We start from the raw sequence: 22,787 nt of genomic DNA on the forward strand, positions 1-22,787 counted from the left end.
GGTCAGTGGTCGTGTGAGTGACCGCTGATGTCCCCGCCCGCGACGAGCGCGTCGTGGTCGCCGTCGATCATGTCCATGTCCTTCAGGTGGTCACGCTCCTCGAAGTCCTGAATCGCGTAGTGGAGGTCTTCCTGCGTGAGTTCCGTGCGCTCCTCAGTCAACGCCTCCAGTACGGCCTCGCGGAGGACGAGTCGCAGGTCGCTTCCCGTCAGCCCTTCGGTCAACTCCGCGATTTCCTCGGGGTTGAAATCCGAGATTTTCATCCGTCGGGTGATGACCCGGAGGATGTCCGCCCGCATTCCCTCGTCGGGTTTCGGGAAGTTCAGGATGTCGTCGAACCGCCGCCACGCCGCCGCGTCGAGTTGGTCGGGGTGGTTCGTCGCGCCGATGAGCAACACGTCGTCCTCGATGAGCGAGATGTTGTCGATGCTCTTCAGGAGGGTGTTGACGGCGCGCTTGATGGCCGCGTGCTCGTCGCTTCGCCGCGTTTTGGCGACGAAGTCGAACTCGTCCATGAAGAGGATACACGGCGAGAGCCGTTTGGCCACCTCGAACACCTTCTCGACGTTCTTCGCCGTCTCGCCGAGATACTGGCTGGTTATCATCGACAGTTTGACCTCCACGAACGGCAGGTCCAAGTCGTATCCCAGCGCGCGTGCCGTCGAGGTTTTCGCCGTTCCCGGTGGACCGACGAACAGGAGTTTTCCGATCTCACGCAGCCCGATTTGGGCGAGATACTCGCGGTGCTCGATGGCCTTCACGATCTTGTGGATCTCGGCCTCCTGGTCCGCCGTGAGCACGAGGTCGTCCAGCGTCAGTTCGACCTCCTCGGGTGCGTAGACGTCCACGAGGTCGAGCATGCTTTCGCCGTCCTCGTCTTCGTCCTCGTCGAAGTGCTCTTCGAGGAGGCTGTCTATCCACGCCCGGTCGGATTGCACGGGGCGGTTCGCCTCGCGCACCTCGTCGTAGGTCACGTCCACGCCATCCCGGTCTTCGAGGGCGTAGGCGAGCGTCGGATTGCGCTCGACTCGCTCCTCGTCGCGGTCGGCGAACCACTCTTCGGCCATCTCCTGTTGAGTGAGTTCGAGCCCGCCCGAGAAGGTATCCCGGTCGGTAAACATCAGTTCGGAAATCGCTTCCCACGGTTGATCGAGACCGGTCGCTTCGCGCGCCGTCTCGATGGTCGTCCGAAGCGGCCGCTCTATCGTTCCGTCGTGCCAGAACACCTGCCGAATTGCCGGTGGCAGGTCGTTTTCGTCCAGATCTCTATTCTCGCTGTAGACCCGCGCAGTGAGCAAGAATTCGATTACGTCCAGCGCCCCGCTGTTCATTCTCCCGTGGGTAATCACGGCAGAATCTTAAGGGCGTCGGAGACGCTTCGTCGTCGTCAACCGTCGACCCCCGTAATTCGTGTCACACACAGTCACGCACACACATCGCGTTCGCGTCGGCGTTACGACGACAGGGAACTGTTCTTACGACGATAGAGGGGAGTTCTTACGACGACAGAGAACTGTTCTGCACGTAGATGACCGTCGTGCTGACGGTACAACCACTGTTGTAGCTGAACCGCTGGAACTCGTAGCGCGTGTAGCCGGACATGTAGCCCTCGATGTCCTCTGCGGTGCTGTCTTCGCTGGAACAGGTCGAGACGTTGGCCGGTGCGATGACGATTGGCGGTTTGTCCCCGCTCAACGCGGAGGCGTTCTGCGTGCTGGCCATCTGCGCGTCGGCGGTTTCGAGGTACCAATTGAGCGGGAGGCGGGCGAACCACCCTTCTCCGCCTTCACCGCTCTCGACGGGATACACGTCGTCCGCGGCCTCGTTCGACGAGTAGAACTCACTTCCGTAGAACAGCACGTCCGTTCCCTCGTTTTCGCGTGAGATGCGTTCGAGGGTATGAAGGAGCGGCTTCGAGTGCGTCGAGGAGGACTGTGCGTACTGGACGAACTGGTTATCGGGGTCCTGTGGGTGCTGGTAGGTCGTGCTGTAAGCCGTCGTTCCGGCGGAAGCGACGACGAGCAACAGCAGGACGGCGGCGGCCGCGAGGCTCACGTCGTCGTGGTCCTCGTACGCCTCCCATCCCCAGCGGAAGACCAGCGCGAGGCCGACGGCCGCCGGGAACGCGAGTGGGATGATGGCGTGAATGGCGGCCCATCCGGCCTTGATGTCCATCACGAGCGGGTAGCCGAGGATGCTGGCGACACCCCAGTAGAAGCCGAACGCGACGATGTCACGGGGCCGGTCACCCGAATAGCGGTCGAGGACGAACCCCACGACCGCGAGAATACAGAGCGCCAACGCGCCGACTTTCAGCGTCGTGAGGAGGTGTTCGAGGTAGGGGAGATAGGCGTGGTCGGCGTGTCCCTGCCACCCGATGAAGTTGTTTCCGACCGTCACTGTCGCGGCGACGAGCACCTTCGGAATCATCTCCGGGTGCGAAAGGGACTTCCAGAGGCCGGGACCTGACTGGCCCTGCGAACGCGGCGCGTAGAAGTAGATGAAGATGATCAGGAACTCGATGACGGCGGCGAGGCCGACTCCGAGCGCCTTGAGAACCGAGTTCATGACCGACCGGTCCCCTTCCATCAGTCGAACCGCGCCGATTCGGTAGCGTCGCGGAACCGCCGCCCCGACTCCCTCGTTGCCGACGCGCTTGAGCATGAGACGGTGGTCGTACAGCAGGACGCCCGCGCCGACCCAGCAGGCCACGTACAGCAGAGCGTTTTCCTTCATCGTGAAGCCGAGCGCGAAACAGGCCACGGCCGCGAAGAAGTACGACAGGCGGCGGGTGTCGAAGTAGCGGACGAGGAAGCCGAGCGCGAACACCATCGCTACCCCGAGAATCACGTCGTTTCGCATGAACCGCGAGTAGTAGAGCAGAACGGGATTCGCAGCGAAGAGGAAGGCGAGTGCGACCGTTTCGGAGGGCCTGAGTCGCTCCCGGAAGAGGAGCGCGGCGAGCGGGAGCAGTCCACCCAGGAGAGCGACGACGAACCGCATGGTGAAGTCGTTCGCGCCGAACAGCGAGAACACGATGGAGTTCACCTGCATCAGGAACGGACCGTGGATGATGTGTCGATAGTACCAGACGCCGTTCTGCGAGTACGTGTAAATCCAGTACGCAACCCTCGCTTCGTCCTGATGGGCGACACGCGCGCCGAGGTTCACGAGGCGGAGGGCAAGCCCGACGACGGTGATGAGGACGACGAGCGGAACCGGCTCGGTGAGTCGCTGGAGGAGGCTCGATTCGTCGCTCGACGTGAGCGGGCGAGTACGTTTCTGGGCGGTGTCGGAACCTTGCATCGTCTGAAGTTACCGACGATATGGTATGGGTCCGGACAAATAGTTTCTGAAGCCCCATCGATTGTCAATAAACTTTCAAACTGTTCTCCATTTACTTCGCGTTCTACCCCCACTTAAGGACGTAGAGCGAGAATCGTCAATCATGGATAGCGATACCACACCAGTCATCGTGAAGGCGATTCGAACGCCACAGGGCAAGGAAGGTGGCGTCTTCGCCGACGTTCGAAGCGAAGACCTCTCGATCCCGCTCGTCAACACGATCCTCTCCGAGACGGGGGTAACCGGAGACGACATCGACGACCTCATGTGGGGCGTCGCCCAGCAACGCGGGGAACAGGACAACAACGTTGCCCGCGTCATCGCGCTCCTCTCGGACCTCGGCGAGGGCGTCCCGGCGACGAGCATTAACCGATGGTGTGCGTCCTCCATGCAGGCGCTCATCAGCGCGAGCGACGCGATTCGGGCGGGCCAGCGCCAAGCCATCATCGCCGGGGGCGTCGAGAACATGTCCCGCGTGCCCATGAGCGGCGGGTACGAGGGGCGGGGCATCCACCCGGAGATGGCCGAGAAGTACAACCTTCCCACGCTCCAGATGGGAATGACCGGCGAGAAGGTCGCCGAGGTGTACGAGGTGTCCCGCGAGGAACAGGACGAGTACGCGCTCCGAAGCCAGCAGCGCGCCGCCGAAGCGACAGACTCCGGCCGCTTCGACGACGAAATCGTCCCCATCGAAACCGAGGACGGACTGGTCGAGGAGGACGAAGGGATCCGACGCGGCACCAGCATGGAAGCCCTGCAGGGCCTCCCGAGCGTGTTCAAGGCGGACGGCACCGTGACGCCGGGCAACGCCTCCCAGATTTCCGACGGGGCGTCCGCCCTTCTCGTCACCAGCAAGGCGTTCGCGGACGAACACGACCTCGAAATCATGGCCACCGTCGGCGACAACAACGTCGCGGGCGTGGACCCGACCGTGATGGGAATCGGCCCCGTCCCGGCCACGAAGGGCCTGCTCGAACGGACGGGCGAGAGCATCGACGAGTTCGACCTCGTGGAACTGAACGAGGCCTTCGCCAGTCAGACGCTCTACAGCCAACGCGAACTCGGCGTCCCGGACGACAAGTTCAACGTCAACGGCGGCGCAATCGCCATCGGCCACCCGCTCGGTGCCTCTGGCGCACGTCTGCCCGTGACGCTCGTCCACGAGATGCAAAAGCGCGACGCGAAGAAAGGACTCGCCACGCTCTGTGTCGGCTTCGGACAGGGTGCGGCAATCACGCTGAAGCGCGAGTAATCGACGCGAATCCCCGATTCGCGGGCGACGAGTGACTGTCGAGGTGGGACACCTCGAAAGGAACGAGGAAGTCCTTTTGGTCGAGCTTTTACAGGGAACGAGGGAGCGGAGCGACCTCGTGACCGTCGTAAAGGGTCGTCGTGGCAGGGTGCGGCGATAACGCTGAAGCGCGAGTGAACTCACCGTCCGCTGAATTTTTCACTCTTCTTTCACGGATTCCGGGACAGAATAATTACGGAGCAGGTCGAGTTGCGGAATGTGTCTCGAAGTCGCCCCTCCACGGCCACGCTCGCGTGGCTCGTCCCGCCCCTCCTCGCCAGCCTCATCGTTTTCGCGGCGTACCTGCTGACCCATCCGTACCCCGCCGAGGGCGGCGGCCTGTATCTCGCGATGGCCGACGCGATTCGCGCTCACGGCTACCGCCTCCCGGCACGGGTCCCGCACTACACGCCGAACGGAATTCCGTTCGGCTACCCGCCGCTGGCCTTCTATCTCGTCGCGTTCATCCGCGACGGGTTCGGCGTCGGTCCGCTGACGCTGACCCGCTATCTTCCCGGTCTCGTCACCGTCCTGACCGTCGTTCCGGTCTACTTCCTCGGCCGCGAGGTGTTCGCCGGAACCCCGGATCGAAACCGGCGCGCAGGACTCGCGGCGCTCGTCGTCGCCGTCAGCCCCGCCGTGTTCAAATGGCACCTCTCGGCTGGTGGCATCGTCCGCGCCCCGGCGTTCCTGTTCACCGTGACGGGGCTGTACGTCGGGATTCGCCTGTTCCGGGAGAAACGACTCGTGTGGGCGGTTGCGGGAGCGGTCCTGTTCGGCCTGACCTGCCTCACACACCCCTCCTATCCCGTGTTCTTCGCCACGAGCTATTTCGTCTTCTTCCTCGTCTTCGACCGCTCGCTCGCGGGACTCGCTCGCGGCGCGCTCGTCGCGGCCGGTGGCCTGCTCCTCGCCCTGCCGTGGTGGTGGGGGGTCGTCTCGGTCCACGGAGTCGGCCTCTTCACCCGAACCGCTGGCTCGCGCCTCGGCATCGGGCAGGGGTTGTTCTGGTTCCCGTCGAAGTTCCTCTACGGCCGTCGCACGCGATTTCTGCCCGTCTGGCACGTCCTCACGCTCGTCGGCGTCGTCGCGCTCACGCTACGGAAGCGCTACTTCCTTCCGTTCTGGTTCGCCGCGACGGTGGTGATGTTCCCGAAGCCGCGGTTTCTCATGCTCATCGGCGCGCTCGTCGTTTCCGCGCTCGTGTTCGACTGGCTATCGACCGTCGCGGCGTCGCGGTCGGAAACCGACCGCGGCCGTCTCTCGGCCGACGGCGGGCGATTGGCGCGCGTTTCGCTCGTGCTCCTCCTGTTGCTTTCGGCCTACGGCGTGGCGACGGGCGGACTGTACGCCAGCAACTACGGGTCCATTCCGGCGCGTCCGCTGGATCGATTGCAGCAGGACCCCATGCCATCGTACATCGACGGGGACGACATGACGGCGATGCGGTGGGTGCGGGAACGGACGCCCGCCGACGCGACAGTGCTCGTTGCCGGGGACGCGGCCGAGTGGTTCCCGGTGTTCGCAGAGCGGACCGTCGTCGCCTCGCCGTGGGGGGCCGAGTGGCTCCCGCCCGACCGGCGCGAACGCCAGATCGACCTCTATCGTGAGAGTTCGACCTGCGCGTCGGCGAAGTGTCTCCGGAAACTGCTCGCCCGGGACGACGTATCGCCCGATTACGTCTACCTTACGCGGGAAGGGTCACGGAGTTGGATCGCCCGCGAGACGCTGACGACGGCACAGTGGCGGGGGATGTTGGGGAGGCTAAACGGATCGGCCGGAACGAGCGTCGTCTTTCGAAATCGGGACGTCGCGGTCGTGAAAGTCGAATCGTCTCGGGGATAGCGACCTCGGGGGTGACGGTGACGACTTCGGCTTCCGCTTTCACGTCGCCCGACCACTCATGCCCCGTGCCGTCCGCCTTCCCGTCAACCGACCACGCACGCTCCGTGCCGTCCGCCTTGTGACCGATGTCGAATTCGGGGAGGGCTTGTTTCTCCGACGAAGAGTTGTAAACAGACGAATATCTTTTTGCGCTCAGCTACCCAAGGTGTATCGTGCACAGGGCAGGGCGGGGGACTGGCAACGTTCGACGATGAGTATCGAACCATCGACGGGACCGGAGCCGATTTCGCGCGACACCGCGTTCGAAATCCTCACGAACCCACGGCGTCGGTACGCCCTCTCTTACCTCCGGTCGAAATCGGAGCAGGTCTCCATCGGCGAACTCGCCGAAGCGGTCGCCGCGTGGGAACAGGACACCAGCGTCGAACTCGTCTCCTCGAAGGAGCGAAAATCCGTCTACACGTCGTTGTACCAGACGCACCTGCCGAAGATGGCGGATGCGGGCATCATCGTCTACGACAGACAGCGCGGGCAGGTGCAACTCAGCGACACCGCGACCGAACTCGACAAGTTCGTCCACCCACCGTCGAGGGGTCGAAACTGGAGTCGATACTACCTCGCACTCGCCGTTCTCGGGGCGTTCACAATCCTCTGTAATTTCCTCGGAATGTATCCGTTCACCCTCGTGAACGTCCTCGTCTACGTCGGCCTGCTTCTCGGCGCGTTCGCCGTCCTCTCGGCCGTCAACCTCGAATTCGTTCGACGACGGCGTTAGGACTGACACATGGAGATGGTCTCCCTGACGGACTCCTTCCGCCCGAGGAACGTGACGTGGTCCCCTTTCTGGAGCGTGAACCCCTTGTTCGGGACCTGCGTTTCGCCGTCCCGTCCGACGAGCGCGATGAGGACGCCGTTCGGCATTTCGGCGTCCAACTCGTCGATGGTTTTACCGACCAGACTTTCGGCGGTGATCTCGATCTCCTGCACGTCGCCGCTCCGCCCGAGTTCCGTCATCCAGTTCGAGAGCGCCGGGCGTTCGATGACGTTGTCGATGGCCCACGCGGTGGCGAGCGACGAGGAAATCGTCCGGACCCCGAGGTCCTCGAAGGCGTCCACGTTGTCCGGGTTGTTCGCCCGGGCGATGATGGTCTCCACGTCGAACTTCGACTCGGCGAGTTGTGCGACCAGCAGGTTCACGTCGTCGTCGCCGGTGGCGGCGACGACGATTTTCGCATTTCCTGCCCCGGACGACCGGAGTACTTCTGTGTCCGTGCCGTCGCCGTCGTGGACGGTGTATCCCTCCTCGCGGGCGGTTTGCACTATCGTTTCGTCCTGCTCTATCAGCACGACGTTCTCTCCACGGTCTTCGAGGCGTGCGGCGAGCGACCGGCCCACCTTCCCGCCTCCGATGATGAGTACGCGCATTGGAATCACGTTCAGATATTCAGCGATAAATCGGGCGAACCCGCCTTCGAGCACGACGGTCACGACGATGACCAGGAAGACGGTGCCGATGAGCACCGTCGCCGCGTGCTCCGCGTTCGGAATCACGTCGGCCGAGTTACGGATGCGGAAGGCGAACAGGGTCGCGACGGACGCCGGGATGATGCCGCGCGGGCCGACGAAACTCATGAACAACTTCTCGTCCCGCGTGAACCGCCCGCCCGATGTCGAAATGAAGACGATGAGCGGCCGGATGACGAACATCACGACGAACACGACGATGGCCCCTCCGATCCCGAGCGCGAAGAGGTCTTTCGGCTTGAGTAAGGCCGCCAGCGTGATGAACACGAACGAGAGGACGACCAGCGTGATGTCCCCCTTGAACTCCTCGATCTTCTCCTCGTAGGGGAGGTCCGCGTTGCCGAGAAGGATACCGGCCGTCGCAACCGCCGCGATGCCGGACTCCCTGGCGACGATATCGGCGGCGGCGTAAGCGGTCAACGCGCCGACCAGCACCAACAATCGGGAGTTCTGCGGCGCGTTCCCCGGCGAGAGGTTGAGATGTCGGAGGATGTACCAGATTATCCCGGCGACGAGGATTCCGACGAGCATGCCGGTTCCGAGGCGGCGAACGAACGACGCGAAGAACTCGCCGACGTGGAACGTGTCCGATCCGGTGAGAACCAACACCTCGAACATCACGACGGCGAGAATCGCGGCCGTCACGTCGTTGGCGATTCCCTCGGTTTCGAGTGCGGCCGCGACCCTGTCCCTGACCGGGACGACCGACAGGATCGGCGTGATGACCGTCGGACCGGTCGCGACGAGCAACGACCCGATGAGTAGCGAGAGGTCCCACGGTTGATCGAGCGCGAACCGGATGACCGTCGCCGTCCCCAACAACGAGATGAGCGCGCCGACGGTGACGAGGCGAATCTGCGCCGACGGTGCCTCCCGTAGCTTGTTCACCTTCAGATGGAACGCTCCTTCGAAGACGATGATGGCCACGCTCAGTCCCACGATGGACGAGAGCGCGTCACCGAACGCCGACGGATTCAGCAGGTGTAACCCGACCGGTCCGAAGACGATCCCTGCCGCGATGAGAAACAACACGCTCGGCACTTGAAACCGATCCGCGAGCACCTGTGAGATGACACCGAGTCCGATGATGGCGGTGACTATGTACAGCAATTGCGCACTCGCGCCTCGGCACTCACTGCTGGCCCTCCATGTACCGGGTAGGAGAGGGTGGACAGTTATAAAATCAATGGAACAAACGCGCGACTGCACGGGGTGGGTCACGAATATTGGTGGGCGTTTGTTTCGATCTTCGGAATAAAACGCTCTGTTTGTCAAAAACACGCCCGACAGAGAAACGGCATTGGTGTTCGGTTTAGGGGGAACTGATATGAATCTAGCTGGAAACTGATTTGTTGTCGGCAATCGATAGCAGCGAACGGGGTCTCATGGGGAACGGACATTCGACGCGGCGAGCGGTGCTCGGGTTCGGTAGTGTAGCGGCCGGTGTCGGCATCGTTGGAGGGTTCGGACAACGACCCGAGAGCGACGCCGATTGCACGTCCGGCGACGACGGGACGACCGACGAAACGAACGCGCCGGTGGACGTTCGGGGGGCTATCTACTTCCCGTCGCGGGCGTTCAACACGTTCCAGATGTGGAACGGCTACGATTCGGACGTCATCGAGCGCGACCTCTGTTATGCGAGTCGTATCAACCTCAACGCGTTACGGGTGTGGTTGAGTTTCGAGGCGTGGCAACGGGAGCCGACGCGGTTCGGACTCCGACTGGAGCATTTCCTGACGACGGCGGCGGACCACGGGTTGCGGGTGCTGTTGGGCATCTTCGAGGGTATCGGGACGAATCCAAGCAACCACGCCCTGACGAACAGGGACCCGATCACCGCCCGTCCGGTGTTCTCGCCGTCGCGGAAGATCATGGAGCAGTCGAAACGGTGGCACCTTCCGCGGGAGTTCATCCGGTGGTTCATGGACCGCTACCGCGACGATTCTCGCCTGTTGGCCATCGAACTCATCAACGAACCGTGTTGGCGGCCGTGGAAGCTACAGTTCGCACAGGGGATGTTTCGGACGCTGTGGAACCAACGCGGACGGGTGCCGCTATCGGTCGGTTCGACGAACATCGAGAACAACGAGCAGTATCGAAAGTGGGGGAGCGAGGTGTTCCAGTGTCACAGCAACTTCGGGCGCACGAAGAAGAACTATCGGAACCTGTTGGAGCGTATCGACGCGGCCGAGCGTCGCTTCGGCCGCCCCATCTGGCTGTCCGAGTGGCAGTGTCTCAAGCCCCCGCGCAAGGGACAGGGAACCCATCCGCCGAACTACTCGTCGCTCGCGCCGTTGATTCGGCGGGCGGGCGTCGGGAACTTCTTCTGGTCGCTGATGGTCAAACCGGCCTATCAGGTGTACCGCAGGAGACAGGGATTGTTGAGCGGGATCTTCCACGAGGACGGCGCGGTCTGGAGTCTGGACGACGCGCGTGCCATCAAGGCCATGTCCGGCGACCCGTCGTTTTCGGGAGAGGAACGTCAGGAGTGGCCGGAGTGGGCGAAACCGGTCGAGCGGTCGCTGACCGACTAGATATCACGGATCGCTCGCTCGGCGGCGTCGAGCGCTTTCTCGCGGTCGAATTCCGCGACGATGGATTCCAGTTCTTCGGGCGAGGTGTCCGTGAGTTCGCGGGCGTGTTTCGTCATGTTCGGCAGCGCTCGAATGATGTTGTCGATGATCGGAACCGCGGCGGTTCGCGGCGAGCGCGAGAGCGGATTGAGGTCGATGACGATTTCGGTTTTGCCCATCTCCGCGAGCGCTTCGGCCCGGTCGCCGTCCTCCAGCGGAACGAGAACGACGTCCGCGTCGTAGATACCGTCCGCGTCCACCTTCCCGCGTTCGTGTTCCAAGCCCGGAATCCGGGCGTCGGCGGTGAGTCCCTTGACGTTCTCCGCGCCGTGCGCGCGCAGGTGGTCGGCGATGGCCCGCATGCGTTCTTCGGTTCGGCCGAACAGGTTGACCTCGATGTCCGCGCCGGTGGCCTCGGCGAGTTCGACGGTTTCCTTCGGAACGAGCGCCGCCACGTTGCCGTTCACGGAGAGCACGGCGTGGTCGGCGAGGAGCAACTGCGCCGCCGCCGCACGCTCCGCGTCGTCGGCGCTCGGGAGTGTCGCTTCGCCCAGCAGGTAATCGAACGCCTCGCCGCGCCCTTCGGCGATGAGGCCCTGCTTGCTCGTGACTCCCTTCTCGACGCCGTCCTCGATGCGGTGTCGCGTGAGAAGCGATTGCTGTCGCGGATGGTCCTCCGGAATCTCTACCTCGTGGCTCATGGTCGATATCGGAAACGGAGGGTCAAAACAGCCGTGATTTCCCGTTTCTGTGGGCGGTTCGATGCTCACTCGATGAGCGTCCGAGCGTGGTGGGTCCGGCACGCGTTCGCGTCGTAGCCCGCGTCGGAGAGTCCGGAGTCGAGCGCGAACACCGTCTTTCCGAGCATCGCCATCGACGCCCGTCCCCCTTCGTCGTGAACGTCCTCGATGACGTCCCGAACCTCGTCGGTGAGCAGTTCCGCCCGCTCGGCGAACTCGTTGGACTGTTCCATGAACGTCTCCATCGTCGGTTCGTTCACCAACGCGACGAGCGCCTCCACGCCCGCCTCCGAAAGCCGGGTCGTGCTCCCCGAGAGGACTTCCGCCGTCGAGAGTTCGCCCAGCGAGAGATACTCGATGTTGGCCCGCGTCGGGACCCCATCGAGGCGATTGTGCGCCGGTGCGCCCGGTTCGAGGCGGATGGGAATGCCGCCGCGGGCCTGTGCAACCACGTCACCGAGTCCGGTTCCGGCCTCGACTTCCGCCCGGTGTGCGATGGTGACGAGTTCGTTCTCCGAGCGGCCGCCGCCGAACACGTCGTTCGCGGCGAACGCCGTTCCGAGTGCGAGCGCACCCGAGATTCCGAATCCGGCCCCCAGTGGAAGCGTCGTCTCTGCCGAAATACGGGCCGTCAGGTCGAGGTCGTCCAACACTCGACGCCCGGATTCGACGGCGGCGAACTCGCCGTTCAGGTCTATACTCGTCTCCGCTGCCGGTTCGACGGTCACGGTGACGCCTTCCGAAAGTGTCAGCCCCGCCCCGCGAGACCCCGCTCGCTCGGGGTCGTCGTCCTCGTGGATGCTGAAGAACCCCGTGATATGGCCGGGAACGAACGCGCGACCAACCTCGTCGCTCATACCTCCCGGTTTCGGCCGACGGCGTATAACGGTTAAAATTCGTCCGCGTCGTCGCTCCCCGTCTCGTTCCCGTTCGGTCGGACCGTCTCGAAGTCGTCCACGGCGCGGGCCGCCAGTCGCGCCACGCGAAGGGGTTCGGGACGCCCCCCTTCGGGTGTGAACGCGCGCACGACTTCCGTGGCTTCGTCGGCATCCATTCCGACGTGGCGAACGAACACCGTTTCGCCGTCCACGGCGATTTCGCGGCGAGGTGGCTGTTTTCGATAGGTCTCCCGGCGTTGGTCGAGTTCGTCGCCCGAAAACTCCGACTCCAGCGATTCGAGCAGGCCGTCGCTCTCCTCGAAGGTGACGTCGATGACGGGGCGGTCGACGGCATCGTGGAGGCGGTGCATGTCCAGCACGTTGTACCACGCGAGGGCGATTCCACTGACCATGACATAGCGCACGTCCTCGCGGTCGAGGCGCTCCACGAGGTCGATTATCGAGTCCGTGAGGTCGGTACCGCCTACCGTACAGGTTCCAAAAACAAAGCCATCGGTCACCCGGCTTGCGCGGGTAACGACGCCAGCGAGCGTGCTGGTGTCGCGGCGATAGGACTCCGCGACACCGAGCGCTCGAACACCGGATTTCACGCTACTCTTCTTCGTCTTTCATCTCGTTGAGCCGGTTCAACAGCTCGTCGTTCGACGCACCGAACTCGAAGTCGACGCTTCCCTCGTGGTCGTGTTCAGACGTTTCGACGCCGCTGTCGTCGTCTAAGTCCGCGCTATACTCCTGGTTCTCTTGTTCAGATTCGTCGTAGCTCCCGAAGCCCATGCGTTGTATGGTTGGAGCTTCGAACACTAAAAACGCTCGCCGCCCGTCAGAATTTTGGTAGATGGGAGGAAACAGTCCCGTATGCAAGTCGTTAACGTCACTGCCGACGCCGAGACGTTCACCTGCAACGCCTATCTCGCGCTCGGCGACCGCCCGGTCCTCGTGGATGCCGGGACGATGGACGGCGTCGTGGACGTGCTCCACGACTACACGGACATGCTCGATGCGGTCGTCCTTACACATCAACACGGCGACCACGTCGGGGAACTCGACGCCGTACTGGACGAGTTCGACGCGGAACTCGCGGCCTACGGACCACACCCCCGCCGCGATCAGGCGATTGCGGACGGTGACACCGTCCAAATCGGCGACGAGGAGTTCGAAGCCATCCACACGCCCGGGCACGCCGACGACCACCTCTCCTTCGTGAGCGATTCGACCATCTTCAGCGGCGACGTCGTCGTGCACGACGACGGCGCGTTCGACTACGGCAGTTTCGGGCGCACCGACATGGCGGGCCAATCCCGCGAGGAACTCATCGAGAGCATCAGCGAAATCCTCGACCGGATGCCGGATTCCGTCGAGCACATGTACGCCGGGCACGGCGAGGAGTTCCACGGGGATGTACGCGATGTCGTCGAGACTGCGCTGGAGCGGGCGGAGAAGCGGGAGCCAAAGTACCCGGAATAACTTCGAAGACGCCGTTTCATTGCTGTGTGCTAACACGTTTCACGAGACCTTTTCTCGCCGGTACTCCAGTGTTCGAAGTATGCCCGGACCTACATTTCTACGTGGCGACCGGATCGAACTCAGAACGATAGAGGAGGACGACTTGGACTTCCTGCAGGGGACGATGAACGATCCGACCGTCCGCCGATACCTCGGTAGCCGCTCGCCCATCAACGGCGAGCAGGAACGGGAATGGTTCGAGGAGCGCGCCTCGGACACCGACGAGGATCACGTCCACCTGCTCATCTGTCGCGGCGAGGAAGTCATGGGGTCGATCAGTCTCTACCCGAAGGATTCGACCGGCGTGAACGCCGAAATCGGTATCTCCCTCGCGGAGGGGTTCTGGGGCAACGGCTACGGAACCGAGGCGGCCCGGCTCATCACCGACTTCGGGTTCCGCGAACGCCGTCACCACCGAGTTATAGCTCGGGTGTTCGAGGGCAACGTCGGTTCCGCTCGTATCTGGGAAAAGCTCGGCTTCCGCCACGAGGCGACCCACGTCGAATCCGCGTTCCTCGACGGCGAGTACGTGAACGTCGATTTCTTCGCCGTCCTCGAAGACGAGTGGTTCGGACGGGACGAGTAGCGATTCGTCTCCCCGTTCGACTCCAACGAAAAACCGCGAAACCGATTATGCGCTGCGCGCTTCCTTGCTCTTCGGGCGGAGCTTGCTGTAGCCGCATTTGCGGCATTTGTCCGCCTTCTGTGGGTTGCGTGCGTTACAGCGCATGCAAATCATCTTTTCGAGCGTTCGTTTCTCTGCTGCGTCGAAACTGGCCATACCGTGCGTTTTCGTCCGCGCGCGTTTAAACGTTATTGAGTTACCGCGTCGTTTCCGTCCGCATCGATTCCCCGCGTCGTCCCCGTTCGCCTCCGTCCGTTCTACTCCTCCCCGGCGTCCAGATATTCCTGCTGTACGGCCACTACTTCCGTCGAATCCTCGCAGTCGGCGTATCTGCGGAGCGGTTCCTCGTTCAGTTGGAGAAACGTCTCGCCCCATCTGAACTTCGAGAGGATTCGCTCGGCCTGCGCACGTTCGCCGAGGATACAGAGCCCCGCCGCGAACGCCTCCACGGTGTTCAACCGGAACGGTTTCCCGTAGTTGACGGGGTTCGCGGCGACGAGAAACGGCAGTGCACGGTGCAGTCCCGGCATCTCGAACAGCGCCCGCTCGGCGCTCTCCCACGAGCAGTCGAGGGCGACGAGCGTGTCCGTTTCGGCGCGGTCCGCGGGCGAGAGCGCCTGCTCCGCGTGCGGATTGAGCACGATGCCGTACGGCGTCGCCCGCGCGCTTCGGTGGAGTTCCGTGAGGTCGAACCGGGCGAGCTTCCGGGCCGTACACTTCTTCGGGTCGTCGTCACCCTCGTACCGGACGTGGAGGTTCACTGCCGAACGCTTGGCGTGGCTCGGTAAAAAGTGGCGCGAAGAAAGCCCCGCCGGGGTGTGACAGGCGGAGCGGGGCTGTATGGAAACAGTATCCTCTTGTCGTACCTGACCGGATTTCACCGGCGACTGAACCAGTGTACACGTACCGTAAAGGCATTTATATGACCCCTATTGTCCCGTCGTGTTTCTTCCGTCGTCTCCGGAGACAAACGTAGTTTCCGCCGAGGGGCTAAAGAGGGTCCTCCGCGTCTCCCCGCGTATGGACTCCGAAGTGGTCGTTCGCGCCTACTACGACGCCATCGACGCACACGACTACGAGACGTTCGCCGGACTGTTCGCGCCGGACGTGGTGCACTACCGCCCCGACCGCACCATCGAAGGCCGGGACACGCTCGTCTCGTTCATGCGTGACGACCGACCGAACAAGGAGACGAGCCACGAACTCTCCCGCATCGCCGAAAACGGCGGAACGACGGTTGCCGAGGGTCGGTTGCTCGACGCCGACGGTGACGTGCTGTTCGCCTTCGAAGACGACTTTTCGCTCACCGACGGCCAAATCACCGAAATCCGCACTCGAACTCGTTAATTCTCCATCTCTCCCGTGAAATATTCCGGAGCGACATGGAAACTGTAATTCCGCGATAGCTGTTTACATATCAACCCGGTCTTATTCGACATTTGGTATCCTGTTGCATACCGGATGGCATCATCACAAACGACGGACCGAGGCACGCGGAATAGACTCATGGGGACGATAGCGTTACTGGCTATCGTGCTGCTGATCGCGGCGGCGATCGGGCAGTATCGGTTGTTTTCGTATCTGGCCGCGCTGTTCATCGTGGCGAACTTCGGCGCGGCCGCCATCGAGCGAAACGACGGCGAATTCGACCTCGCGCCGTACACCGGGTTGGTAGCCGGTTTGGGCGTGGTTTTCGTCGTCGGGTTCACGGTGATCTGGTCGCAGTGGAACCCGGACGTGACCGAGTACACCTACGTTCTCGGACTTCCGGTTTCGACGCTGGCGTACTTCGTCTTCCTCTGGTTGCTTCCGATCCTCGGCGCGCTCTACTACGCGCTCGTCTTCCCGGAAATCGGGAACGACGACGCGGTAGACGACATCCTGGACGAGGCGCGACGGGTTCAACGACGGGAGCGATTCCCGTTGTCGGTCGCCAGCCCCGACCCCGATGGCGGTGTGGGTAACGCCGAGGGGACGCCGTCGGAGAACACGGCGTCCGGAACCCCACAGAGCGCGACCCAGGAGTCGCCGCAGGCCGAAGGAGGGAACCGGCGATGACGCCCCTTCCGATCCCGCTACAGGAGATTCCGGTCACCGACAGTCCGTACGTCCTCCTGTTCGGCGGGGTCTATCTGCTGATCGTGCTGGGAATCGGCGTTTGGGGGTACCTCCGAACGGAGAGCACCGAGGACTTCCTCATCACCGGAAAGAGCATCGGGACGTGGGTGCTCGCGTTGACGGCCTTCTCGGTCATTCAGTCCGGGTTCGGGTTCGTCGGCGGCCCCGAACTCGTCTACTCGTTCGGGACGACGGCGCTGTGGATTTTCTTCACGGCCCCGCTCGGGTTCATCATCACGTGGGTACTCCTCGCCAAGCGAATGCGCCTGTTGGCGGACATCCGCGACGTGTTGACGCTCGCGGACGGGATGTACGTCAGATACGAGAGCGCGTGGGTTCGCGGACTCACAGCAATCTCCGTCATCGTCGGCGTGATGGCGTACTTGGCGACGAACCTCGCCGCGCTCCAGTACGTCATGCGCGCCATCTTCGGCCTGTCGGTGATGTGGGGACTGCTCATCGGCGCGTTCATCCTCCTGCTCTACAGCATGCTCGGCGGCATGATCGCTGGCGTCTGGACCGACTTCGTGCAGGCGATCACGATGATCTTCGGATCGGTGTTCGTCTTCGCCTACGCGCTGTCGTTCGGCGGCGGGATGAGTTCGATTTCGCACAACCTCGCCACCGCCGACCCGGCGTTCATCTCGCCGTTCGGCGCGATGGGCGCACCGACCGCGACCATCTTCACGGCGCTCGGGTGGTGGATCCTGTTCTCGGTCGGCGCGGCCGGACAGCCACATCTGGTCACCAAGTTCTACATGAGCCGCAACCTCAAGATCCTGCGCTGGGGTGCGCCCATCGCGGCGGCGACGTACGCGATTTCGAGCCTCCTCGCGTTCTCGACCGGACTGTCGATGCGCGCGATGGTCGAAGCCGGTTCGACCGCCGCCCCGAAGAGCGCCTCCATCGTCGGCCCCGTCTTCGTCCTCAACCACACGCCCGGCGCGGTGGCCGGACTGATCCTGGCGGCGCTGCTCGCGGCCATCATGAGCACGAGCGACTCGTTCCTCAACATCGGCGCGGCGGCGGTCTCCCGCGACATCCCGCGGGCGCTCGGCCGACCCATCGACGACGACAAGACGGAGCTTCGGGTGACGCAGGCCGCGCTGGCCGGTCTCACCGTCGCATCGACGCTCATCGTCTTCTACTCGCAGACGCTGGTCGGGATTCTCGGCACCATCGGCTGGGGGTTCTTCGCGGCGGCGTTCTTCGCCATCGCGGCCCTCGGCCTGAACTGGAAGGGCGCGACGAAGGAGGGTGCGATCGCCGCCATCCTCGGCGGGTTGGCAGTCAACCTGTTCTACAGCGCCGTGCCGCACATCGCCGATACCGCAGGGCTCTCGGGCGTCAGCGAGTTCATCGGGAGCCTCTACCCGTTCACCGAATCGTTCCCGGTCGGAACGGTGGCGCTGTTGGTCGCCATCGCACTGTTCGTCGGCGTCTCGCTGATAACGCAGGACAGACGGACCGTCCCGGAGGATATCGCCGTCCTGCTGGAGGGATAGAATGAGCATGACAGAGACACGAGACGGCGAGGACGAAACGCGTATCGCCCACCTCTCGGGGTGGTTCCGTCGGCGACCCACGTCGATGGAGTACTGGGAACTCCTCGTCACGGAGGAGCGTCTCGTCTGGTGCTTCGTCGGCGAGTCGTTCAAATCGATGCTGTTGCGGGCGGACACCGGCGAACGCGGTCGCGGCGAAATCGAGGATGCGACGCCGGACCGGGCGCTGTCGCTCGACGAGCGGAACTTCGCCGTTCCGCTCGACTCGCTGGAATCGGTTCGGCTACGAGACGGCACCCTGTTTCGGCGAGCGAAGTTGGTGGTGACGTGGAAAGAGAACGACGAGGCCGACTCGTACGAACTGTACGCGACGAAGACGGCCGATTCGCAGGTTGACGACGTCGAAGCGCTCGCGGACGACCCGCGACTCTCGCACGTCGATGTCGGCGTCGAGACGACGGACGGGTTGTTCTGATTTCGGTCGCGTTTCTGTTTTTCCGGTTACTTGCCGATCAGCGCGTCCTCGGAATCGACCTCGGGGAGGACACTGACGACGCGTTCGAGGAGTTTCCCCTCGGCACGTCGCAGGTTGTTCGAGGTCGCCGTCTTCGAGATATCGAACTCGTCGGCCAACATGCCGAGCGTCGCGCGCCGGGGTGTCTGAAAGTATCCCCCTTCGACGGCTTTCGTGAGCGTATCGCGCTCCGTTTCGGAGAGTTCCCGACAGCCGTCGATGACGTTTTTCGCCGCGCCGAGGTGCTGGATCACGTCGAGGTACTCCTCGAACGACGTGGCGTTTCGACTCTCGACGCGGACGTCGTTCCCGTCTTCCAACTCCGAGAGGGCGTTGTCCGTGTTGTCGGCGGTGTCGAACCCGACGCTCCACAGTTCGCTCCCGTCGCGGATCTGAAACGGCCCGGTGATGTAGCCGTCGTGTTCGCGGATCGTTCGCATCGCGTTCGTCTGGCCGATGAAGGACTTGATGACTGCCGTGTCACCCCGCCGCGAGAGCAGTTCGAACTCCAGCATTCGGTCGTGTTCCTGGAGCGCGCCGAGGCCGTTCGTCAGCGCCCCCCGGTCGTCCCCCTGCACGAGAATCCTCGTCTCCAACTTCTGCTTGGCGGTGTTGAAGTCCCAGTGCATGGTGTGAAACGAGACGTCCGTCTCGTCCGTCACGTCGATGTACGGACAGTCGTACTGCACCATGTCCATCGTTACCGAAATCATAATCCAACTCATCGTTCATTATGGAAATAGATGGCGGAACCCATCTTTTTTAAGTAATTCTACAATGAGAATGTAATCTCGGGAGGGTCTCCCCTATTTGTCGAGTTTCCCATGAAGGACTTTCGCCGCCGTGAGTATCGGGTCCCAGACGGGACCGAACGGCGGTGCGTACGCCAGATCGAGGTACTCGACCTCCTCGACGGTCAGTTCGGCGTGGAGCGCGGTCGCCGCTGTATTGATTCGCTGTGCGACCCCCTCGTGACCGACCATACTCGCGCCGAGGAGGCGACCGGACTCGCGGTCGGCGGTCAACCGAACCGTTATCGGCGACCCGCCGGGGTAGTAGTGTGCCCGTGATTCCTGCTCGATGACCTGCGAAACGGGGTCGAACCCGGCGGCTTCGGCTATCTCGTGGTCGATGATACCCGTCCGGGCGACTTCGAGTCGAACGCCTTCACGACCGCCGTCCCGACGATGTCCCCGACGGGTGTCGGTTCTCCCGTCACCGTTTGCCCGATTGCCCGTCCTGCCCGGTTCGCGGTCAACGCGAGCGGAACGTAGTCCGGCGACCCCGTCACGGCGTTGCGCGCTTCGGCGCAGTCGCCCGCCGCGAAGACGTGGTCGTCGTTCGTCCGTCCGTACTCGTCGGTCGCGATTGCACCCGTCTCGCCCGATTCGATCCCGTTCTCTTCCGCGAGTTCGGCGTTCGGTGCGATGCCGGTCGCCACCAGCACCACGTCCACCGGAACCTGTTCACCACCCGCTTCGATTCCGGTGACGCGACCGTCATCGCCGACGATGCGTTCGACCGTCGTGTCGAGGGAGAGGGAGACACCGTTCGATTCGAGGTGGTCTTCGACTTCCTCGGCGACGTCCGCCCCGAAGGGGGCGAGCACGTGCGGTAACATCTCGAAGACGGAGACGTCCAGACCACGGGCGTCGAACGCTTCGGCCATCTCCAGGCCGATGTAGCCGCCACCGATGATGCCGACGGCGGGGGACGTCGCGGCGAGGTACTCGTGCACCTGTGCCCCGTACCCTTCGCGGAATTCGTCGCCCGGTACTCCCGCCGCTGGCGCGAGGGCGCGTTTGACGGTCGCCGCCGACTCCATGCCGTGAAGCGTGAACACGCCGTCCAACTCCGCACCGTCGATGGGCGGGACGACCGCCCGCGCCCCGGTCGCGACGAGCAGGTCGTCGTACGACTGTTCGATCCGCTCACCGTCGTGGACGGCCGTGACCGTCATCCTGCTCCGGTCGATATCGACGACCTCGTGGTTCTGCCGCAGATCGATGCCGCGTTCCGCGACCGCCTCCGGAGTGAGCGTGACGAGGTCGTCCAACGACTCGATGTCGTCTTTCACGTAGTACGGAAGCCCACAGGCACCGTAAGAAACCCACTCCCCCTTCTCGAAGACGACGACTTCGAGGTCGGGGTCGTCCCGCTTTGCCTTGCTCGCGGCGCTCATTCCCGCAGCGTCACCACCGATGACGACGAACGTTTTCCCCATACGGGACACTTGGACGGTGACGGCTAAAACAGTATTGCACAAATCGAACAATACGAATTGGTCGAACGGCTCAGTCCCGCTCGCCCGATCCGAGGGCACTCTCGCCGACGGGGTCGTGACCCTCGATGACTTCCGTGCCGCCCATGTACGGGCGGAGCGCTTCGGGCACCGTGACGGTGCCGTCGTCGTTCTGGTAGTATTCGAGGATGGCGACCATCACGCGCGGGAGCGCGAGGCCCGAGGCGTTCAGCGTGTGGAGGTATTCGGCCGATTCGTGGCGCTCGGGCCGGTAGCGAAGCCCTGCCCGCCGCGCTTGGAAATCCTCGAAGTTCGACGCCGTCGAGACTTCGAGCCAGCGGCCGCCCGCTTCCGGTCCGTCTTCCATGTCGTCGCCGGGTGCCCACACTTCGAGGTCGATCTGTTTGGTCGCCTTGAAGCCGAGGTCGCCCGTACAGAGTTCGAGAACCCGATACGGGAGTTCGAGGCGTCGCAGGACCTCTTCGGCCTCGTCCAGGAGCGCATCGAGGCGGTCGTAGCTCGTTTCGGGTTCGACGAAGTTGACCATCTCGACCTTGTTGAACTGGTGGACGCGCACGATGCCGCGGGTCTCGGTTCCGTGCTCACCGGCTTCGCGCCGGAAGTTCGGCGTGTACGCCTGATGTTTCAGCGGCAGGTCGTCGCGCAGGAGGATGTCCCCGGCGTACATGTTCGTCACCGGAACCTCGGCGGTCGGGCAGAGCCAGAGGTCCTCGCCCTCGATCTTGTACGCGTCCTCGGCAAACTTCGGCAGTTGGCCCGTCCCCGTCATCGAGTCGCTGTTGATCGGGATCGGCGGGAAGATGTCCACGTACTCCTGTTCGCGGTGGACGTCCAGCATGAACTGCATGATGGCGTGTTCGAGCCGTGCGCCGTCGCCCTTCAGGAAGTAAAAACCGCTTCCGGTCGTCTTGGCCGCCCGCTCCTCGTCGATGATGTCGAGTTCCTCACCGAGGTCGTAGTGGGGCACCACGTCGGCGGGCAACTCGCGCAGGTTCTCGAACCCTTCCCGGCGGACCTCCACGTTGTCGTCCTCGTCGGCCCCGATGGGGACGCTTTCGTGCGGAACGTTCGGGATTTCGAGGCTTCGTTCTTCGAGTTCCTCCTCCAGTTCGCTCGCACGCTCCTCGATTTCCTCCAGATCCGCCTTCAGCGCACTCGAACGTTCGATGGCTTCCTGTGCTTCCTCCTCCTTGCCTTCCTGCTTGAGTTCGCCGATGCTGCGGCTGACCTCGTTTCGCTCGTGGCGGAGGTCGTCGCCCTGCGATTTGAGTTCACGCCACTCGGCGTCCAACTCCAGAAATCCGTCCAGATCAACGTCGTCACCTCGGTGTTCGAGACCCTCCCGTACTTCGTCCGGGTGTTCCCGAATGTACTTCCTGTCGAGCATTCCTGTCTCGGGTTTCAACACCCCTGCAAAAAACCGTGTCGCTATCGAGGGATACTGTGACACTGTCGGCGACGGGAGATATCGGATCGTTTCGATCCGTCGGCCCGGAAGGTAGTGCGAGTAACGACTACGCTATTTCCGAGAGACCACCCACAAGATCACGCCGAGTCCGACGAGCAGCAGTGCGTACGAACCGGCGGCGATTGCGGCGTCGGTCGTCGTCGCATACCCGTCCATCTGAAAGGTGATAACCTTCCGAACGAGCGCGATGAGTCCGGCGTACACGGTCGCCCGGACGACCCCGACTTCGCCCTCCGACTCGATGTAGGCGATGATCGTTCGATAAATCTCGGCGACGATGAACAACAGGAGGATCACGTCAATGAGTTCGAGCAGCGTTCGCGGATCGGTCGCACGTCCGGCACGGAGAAACGAGAAGGCGAGAAACCCGAAATCCAGGAGACCGACGACGAACAAGCCGACGAGCAGATAGGCGGCGACGAGTTCCGCGATGCGCATCACCGACTCCGAGTAGGCGACGGCCTCATCGATATCCATGTGGTCCGTGCGATTGCCACCACCGTAGAATTTCCGCCGAAACATCACTTCGTGGTGTAACCCTCCGCGGTATCGCCGACCCACGACGATCGTT

The 22,787-nt window shown here is 63.2% G+C and carries 22 protein-coding genes and 1 pseudogene; 10 read left to right on the plus strand and 13 right to left on the minus strand.

Annotated elements, in window-relative coordinates:
- Positions 1-2: 2 nt before the first annotated feature.
- A complete protein-coding gene (locus A4G99_RS07635; protein WP_066141494.1) occupies positions 3-1,331 on the minus strand; it encodes an ATP-binding protein in 1,329 nt (442 codons plus the stop codon).
- Between the two features lie 166 nt (positions 1,332-1,497).
- Positions 1,498-3,306 (minus strand): flippase activity-associated protein Agl23, encoded by a 1,809-nt coding sequence (locus A4G99_RS07640; RefSeq protein ID WP_066141497.1) that lies wholly within the window; start codon positions 3,304-3,306, stop codon positions 1,498-1,500.
- A gap of 142 nt (positions 3,307-3,448) precedes the next feature.
- On the opposite strand from A4G99_RS07640, the gene A4G99_RS07645 reads away from it, so the two are divergent.
- The 3 genes from A4G99_RS07645 to A4G99_RS07655 all read left to right on the plus strand — a co-directional run bounded on the left by A4G99_RS07645 (position 3,449) and on the right by A4G99_RS07655 (position 7,256).
- Positions 3,449-4,597, plus strand: coding sequence for a thiolase family protein (locus tag A4G99_RS07645; RefSeq protein ID WP_066141500.1), 1,149 nt, complete (start codon positions 3,449-3,451; stop codon positions 4,595-4,597).
- A 258-nt stretch (positions 4,598-4,855) separates the two neighbouring features.
- Entirely contained in the window at positions 4,856-6,481 is a 1,626-nt protein-coding gene (locus tag A4G99_RS07650) for a glycosyltransferase family 39 protein (RefSeq protein WP_223301761.1), read from the plus strand.
- Positions 6,482-6,731: 250 nt separating this feature from the next.
- Positions 6,732-7,256, plus strand: coding sequence for a hypothetical protein (locus A4G99_RS07655; protein WP_066141504.1), 525 nt, complete (start codon positions 6,732-6,734; stop codon positions 7,254-7,256).
- Here A4G99_RS07655 and A4G99_RS07660 read toward each other — a convergent pair.
- Positions 7,253-9,115, minus strand: a complete 1,863-nt coding sequence (locus A4G99_RS07660; RefSeq protein ID WP_066141507.1) for a cation:proton antiporter — start codon at positions 9,113-9,115, stop codon at positions 7,253-7,255. The two genes, A4G99_RS07655 and A4G99_RS07660, sit on opposite strands and share 4 nt — an antisense overlap.
- A 275-nt stretch (positions 9,116-9,390) precedes the next feature.
- Here A4G99_RS07660 and A4G99_RS07665 point away from each other — a divergent pair, with 275 nt between their 5' ends.
- Positions 9,391-10,542 carry a glycoside hydrolase gene (locus A4G99_RS07665; protein WP_066141510.1) on the plus strand — a complete coding sequence of 384 codons (1,152 nt, stop codon included), beginning with the start codon at positions 9,391-9,393 and terminating at the stop codon, positions 10,540-10,542.
- On the opposite strand, the gene A4G99_RS07670 is transcribed toward A4G99_RS07665, so the two are convergent.
- The 4 genes from A4G99_RS07670 to A4G99_RS07685 form a co-directional block, all read right to left on the minus strand.
- Positions 10,539-11,282: a 4-phosphopantoate--beta-alanine ligase gene (locus tag A4G99_RS07670; protein WP_066141513.1), complete on the minus strand. Its 744-nt coding sequence runs from the start codon at positions 11,280-11,282 to the stop codon at positions 10,539-10,541. The genes A4G99_RS07665 and A4G99_RS07670 overlap by 4 nt on opposite strands.
- 65 nt (positions 11,283-11,347) lie before the next feature.
- Complete coding sequence (locus A4G99_RS07675) at positions 11,348-12,178, minus strand: pantoate kinase (RefSeq protein ID WP_066141516.1); 831 nt, start codon at positions 12,176-12,178, stop codon at positions 11,348-11,350.
- 32 nt (positions 12,179-12,210) lie between these two features.
- Complete coding sequence (locus A4G99_RS07680; protein ID WP_066141519.1) at positions 12,211-12,810, minus strand: DUF99 family protein; 600 nt, start codon at positions 12,808-12,810, stop codon at positions 12,211-12,213.
- A 1-nt stretch (position 12,811) separates the two neighbouring features.
- Entirely contained in the window at positions 12,812-12,994 is a 183-nt protein-coding gene (locus tag A4G99_RS07685; RefSeq protein ID WP_066141521.1) for a DUF5786 family protein, read from the minus strand.
- An 81-nt stretch (positions 12,995-13,075) separates the two neighbouring features.
- Here A4G99_RS07685 and A4G99_RS07690 point away from each other — a divergent pair, with 81 nt between their 5' ends.
- Together A4G99_RS07690 and A4G99_RS07695 are read left to right on the plus strand one after the other, a co-directional pair.
- Positions 13,076-13,684 carry an MBL fold metallo-hydrolase gene (locus A4G99_RS07690; RefSeq protein WP_066141524.1) on the plus strand — a complete coding sequence of 203 codons (609 nt, stop codon included), beginning with the start codon at positions 13,076-13,078 and terminating at the stop codon, positions 13,682-13,684.
- A gap of 79 nt (positions 13,685-13,763) precedes the next feature.
- Positions 13,764-14,309 carry a GNAT family N-acetyltransferase gene (locus tag A4G99_RS07695; RefSeq protein WP_066141527.1) on the plus strand — a complete coding sequence of 182 codons (546 nt, stop codon included), beginning with the start codon at positions 13,764-13,766 and terminating at the stop codon, positions 14,307-14,309.
- Between the two features lie 45 nt (positions 14,310-14,354).
- Here the strand turns inward: A4G99_RS07695 and A4G99_RS07700 are convergent, their stop codons facing one another.
- Together A4G99_RS07700 and A4G99_RS07705 are read right to left on the minus strand one after the other, a co-directional pair.
- On the minus strand, positions 14,355-14,504 hold the full coding sequence (locus A4G99_RS07700; RefSeq protein ID WP_066141530.1) for a 50S ribosomal protein L40e: 150 nt from the start codon (positions 14,502-14,504) through the stop codon (positions 14,355-14,357).
- 101 nt (positions 14,505-14,605) lie between these two features.
- On the minus strand, positions 14,606-15,109 hold the full coding sequence (locus tag A4G99_RS07705) for a DUF367 family protein (protein ID WP_066141534.1): 504 nt from the start codon (positions 15,107-15,109) through the stop codon (positions 14,606-14,608).
- Between the two features lie 259 nt (positions 15,110-15,368).
- On the opposite strand from A4G99_RS07705, the gene A4G99_RS07710 reads away from it, so the two are divergent.
- From A4G99_RS07710 to A4G99_RS07725, 4 genes are all read left to right on the plus strand, one after another.
- Positions 15,369-15,695 carry a nuclear transport factor 2 family protein gene (locus A4G99_RS07710; protein ID WP_066141536.1) on the plus strand — a complete coding sequence of 109 codons (327 nt, stop codon included), beginning with the start codon at positions 15,369-15,371 and terminating at the stop codon, positions 15,693-15,695.
- 159 nt (positions 15,696-15,854) lie between these two features.
- Positions 15,855-16,406 carry a hypothetical protein gene (locus tag A4G99_RS07715; RefSeq protein ID WP_223301762.1) on the plus strand — a complete coding sequence of 184 codons (552 nt, stop codon included), beginning with the start codon at positions 15,855-15,857 and terminating at the stop codon, positions 16,404-16,406.
- Positions 16,403-17,971: a sodium/proline symporter gene (locus A4G99_RS07720; protein WP_066141537.1), complete on the plus strand. Its 1,569-nt coding sequence runs from the start codon at positions 16,403-16,405 to the stop codon at positions 17,969-17,971. The genes A4G99_RS07715 and A4G99_RS07720 overlap by 4 nt, the downstream gene beginning before the upstream one ends.
- Before the next feature lie 7 nt (positions 17,972-17,978).
- Positions 17,979-18,446, plus strand: a complete 468-nt coding sequence (locus A4G99_RS07725) for a hypothetical protein (RefSeq protein ID WP_223301763.1) — start codon at positions 17,979-17,981, stop codon at positions 18,444-18,446.
- 26 nt (positions 18,447-18,472) lie between these two features.
- Here the strand turns inward: A4G99_RS07725 and A4G99_RS07730 are convergent, their stop codons facing one another.
- The 4 genes and pseudogenes from A4G99_RS07730 to A4G99_RS07745 all read right to left on the minus strand — a co-directional run bounded on the left by A4G99_RS07730 (position 18,473) and on the right by A4G99_RS07745 (position 22,693).
- On the minus strand, positions 18,473-19,198 hold the full coding sequence (locus A4G99_RS07730) for a helix-turn-helix domain-containing protein (protein ID WP_066141542.1): 726 nt from the start codon (positions 19,196-19,198) through the stop codon (positions 18,473-18,475).
- 93 nt (positions 19,199-19,291) lie between these two features.
- Positions 19,292-20,709, minus strand: a pseudogene (locus tag A4G99_RS07735) (FAD-dependent oxidoreductase).
- 70 nt (positions 20,710-20,779) lie between these two features.
- Positions 20,780-22,135 carry a serine--tRNA ligase gene (gene serS, locus A4G99_RS07740; RefSeq protein WP_066141544.1) on the minus strand — a complete coding sequence of 452 codons (1,356 nt, stop codon included), beginning with the start codon at positions 22,133-22,135 and terminating at the stop codon, positions 20,780-20,782.
- 132 nt (positions 22,136-22,267) lie between these two features.
- On the minus strand, positions 22,268-22,693 hold the full coding sequence (locus A4G99_RS07745; protein ID WP_066142437.1) for a phosphate-starvation-inducible PsiE family protein: 426 nt from the start codon (positions 22,691-22,693) through the stop codon (positions 22,268-22,270).
- Positions 22,694-22,787: the final 94 nt, after the last annotated feature.

The sequence above is a fragment of the Haladaptatus sp. R4 genome (genome assembly GCF_001625445.1).
GTDB lineage: Archaea > Halobacteriota > Halobacteria > Halobacteriales > Haladaptataceae > Haladaptatus.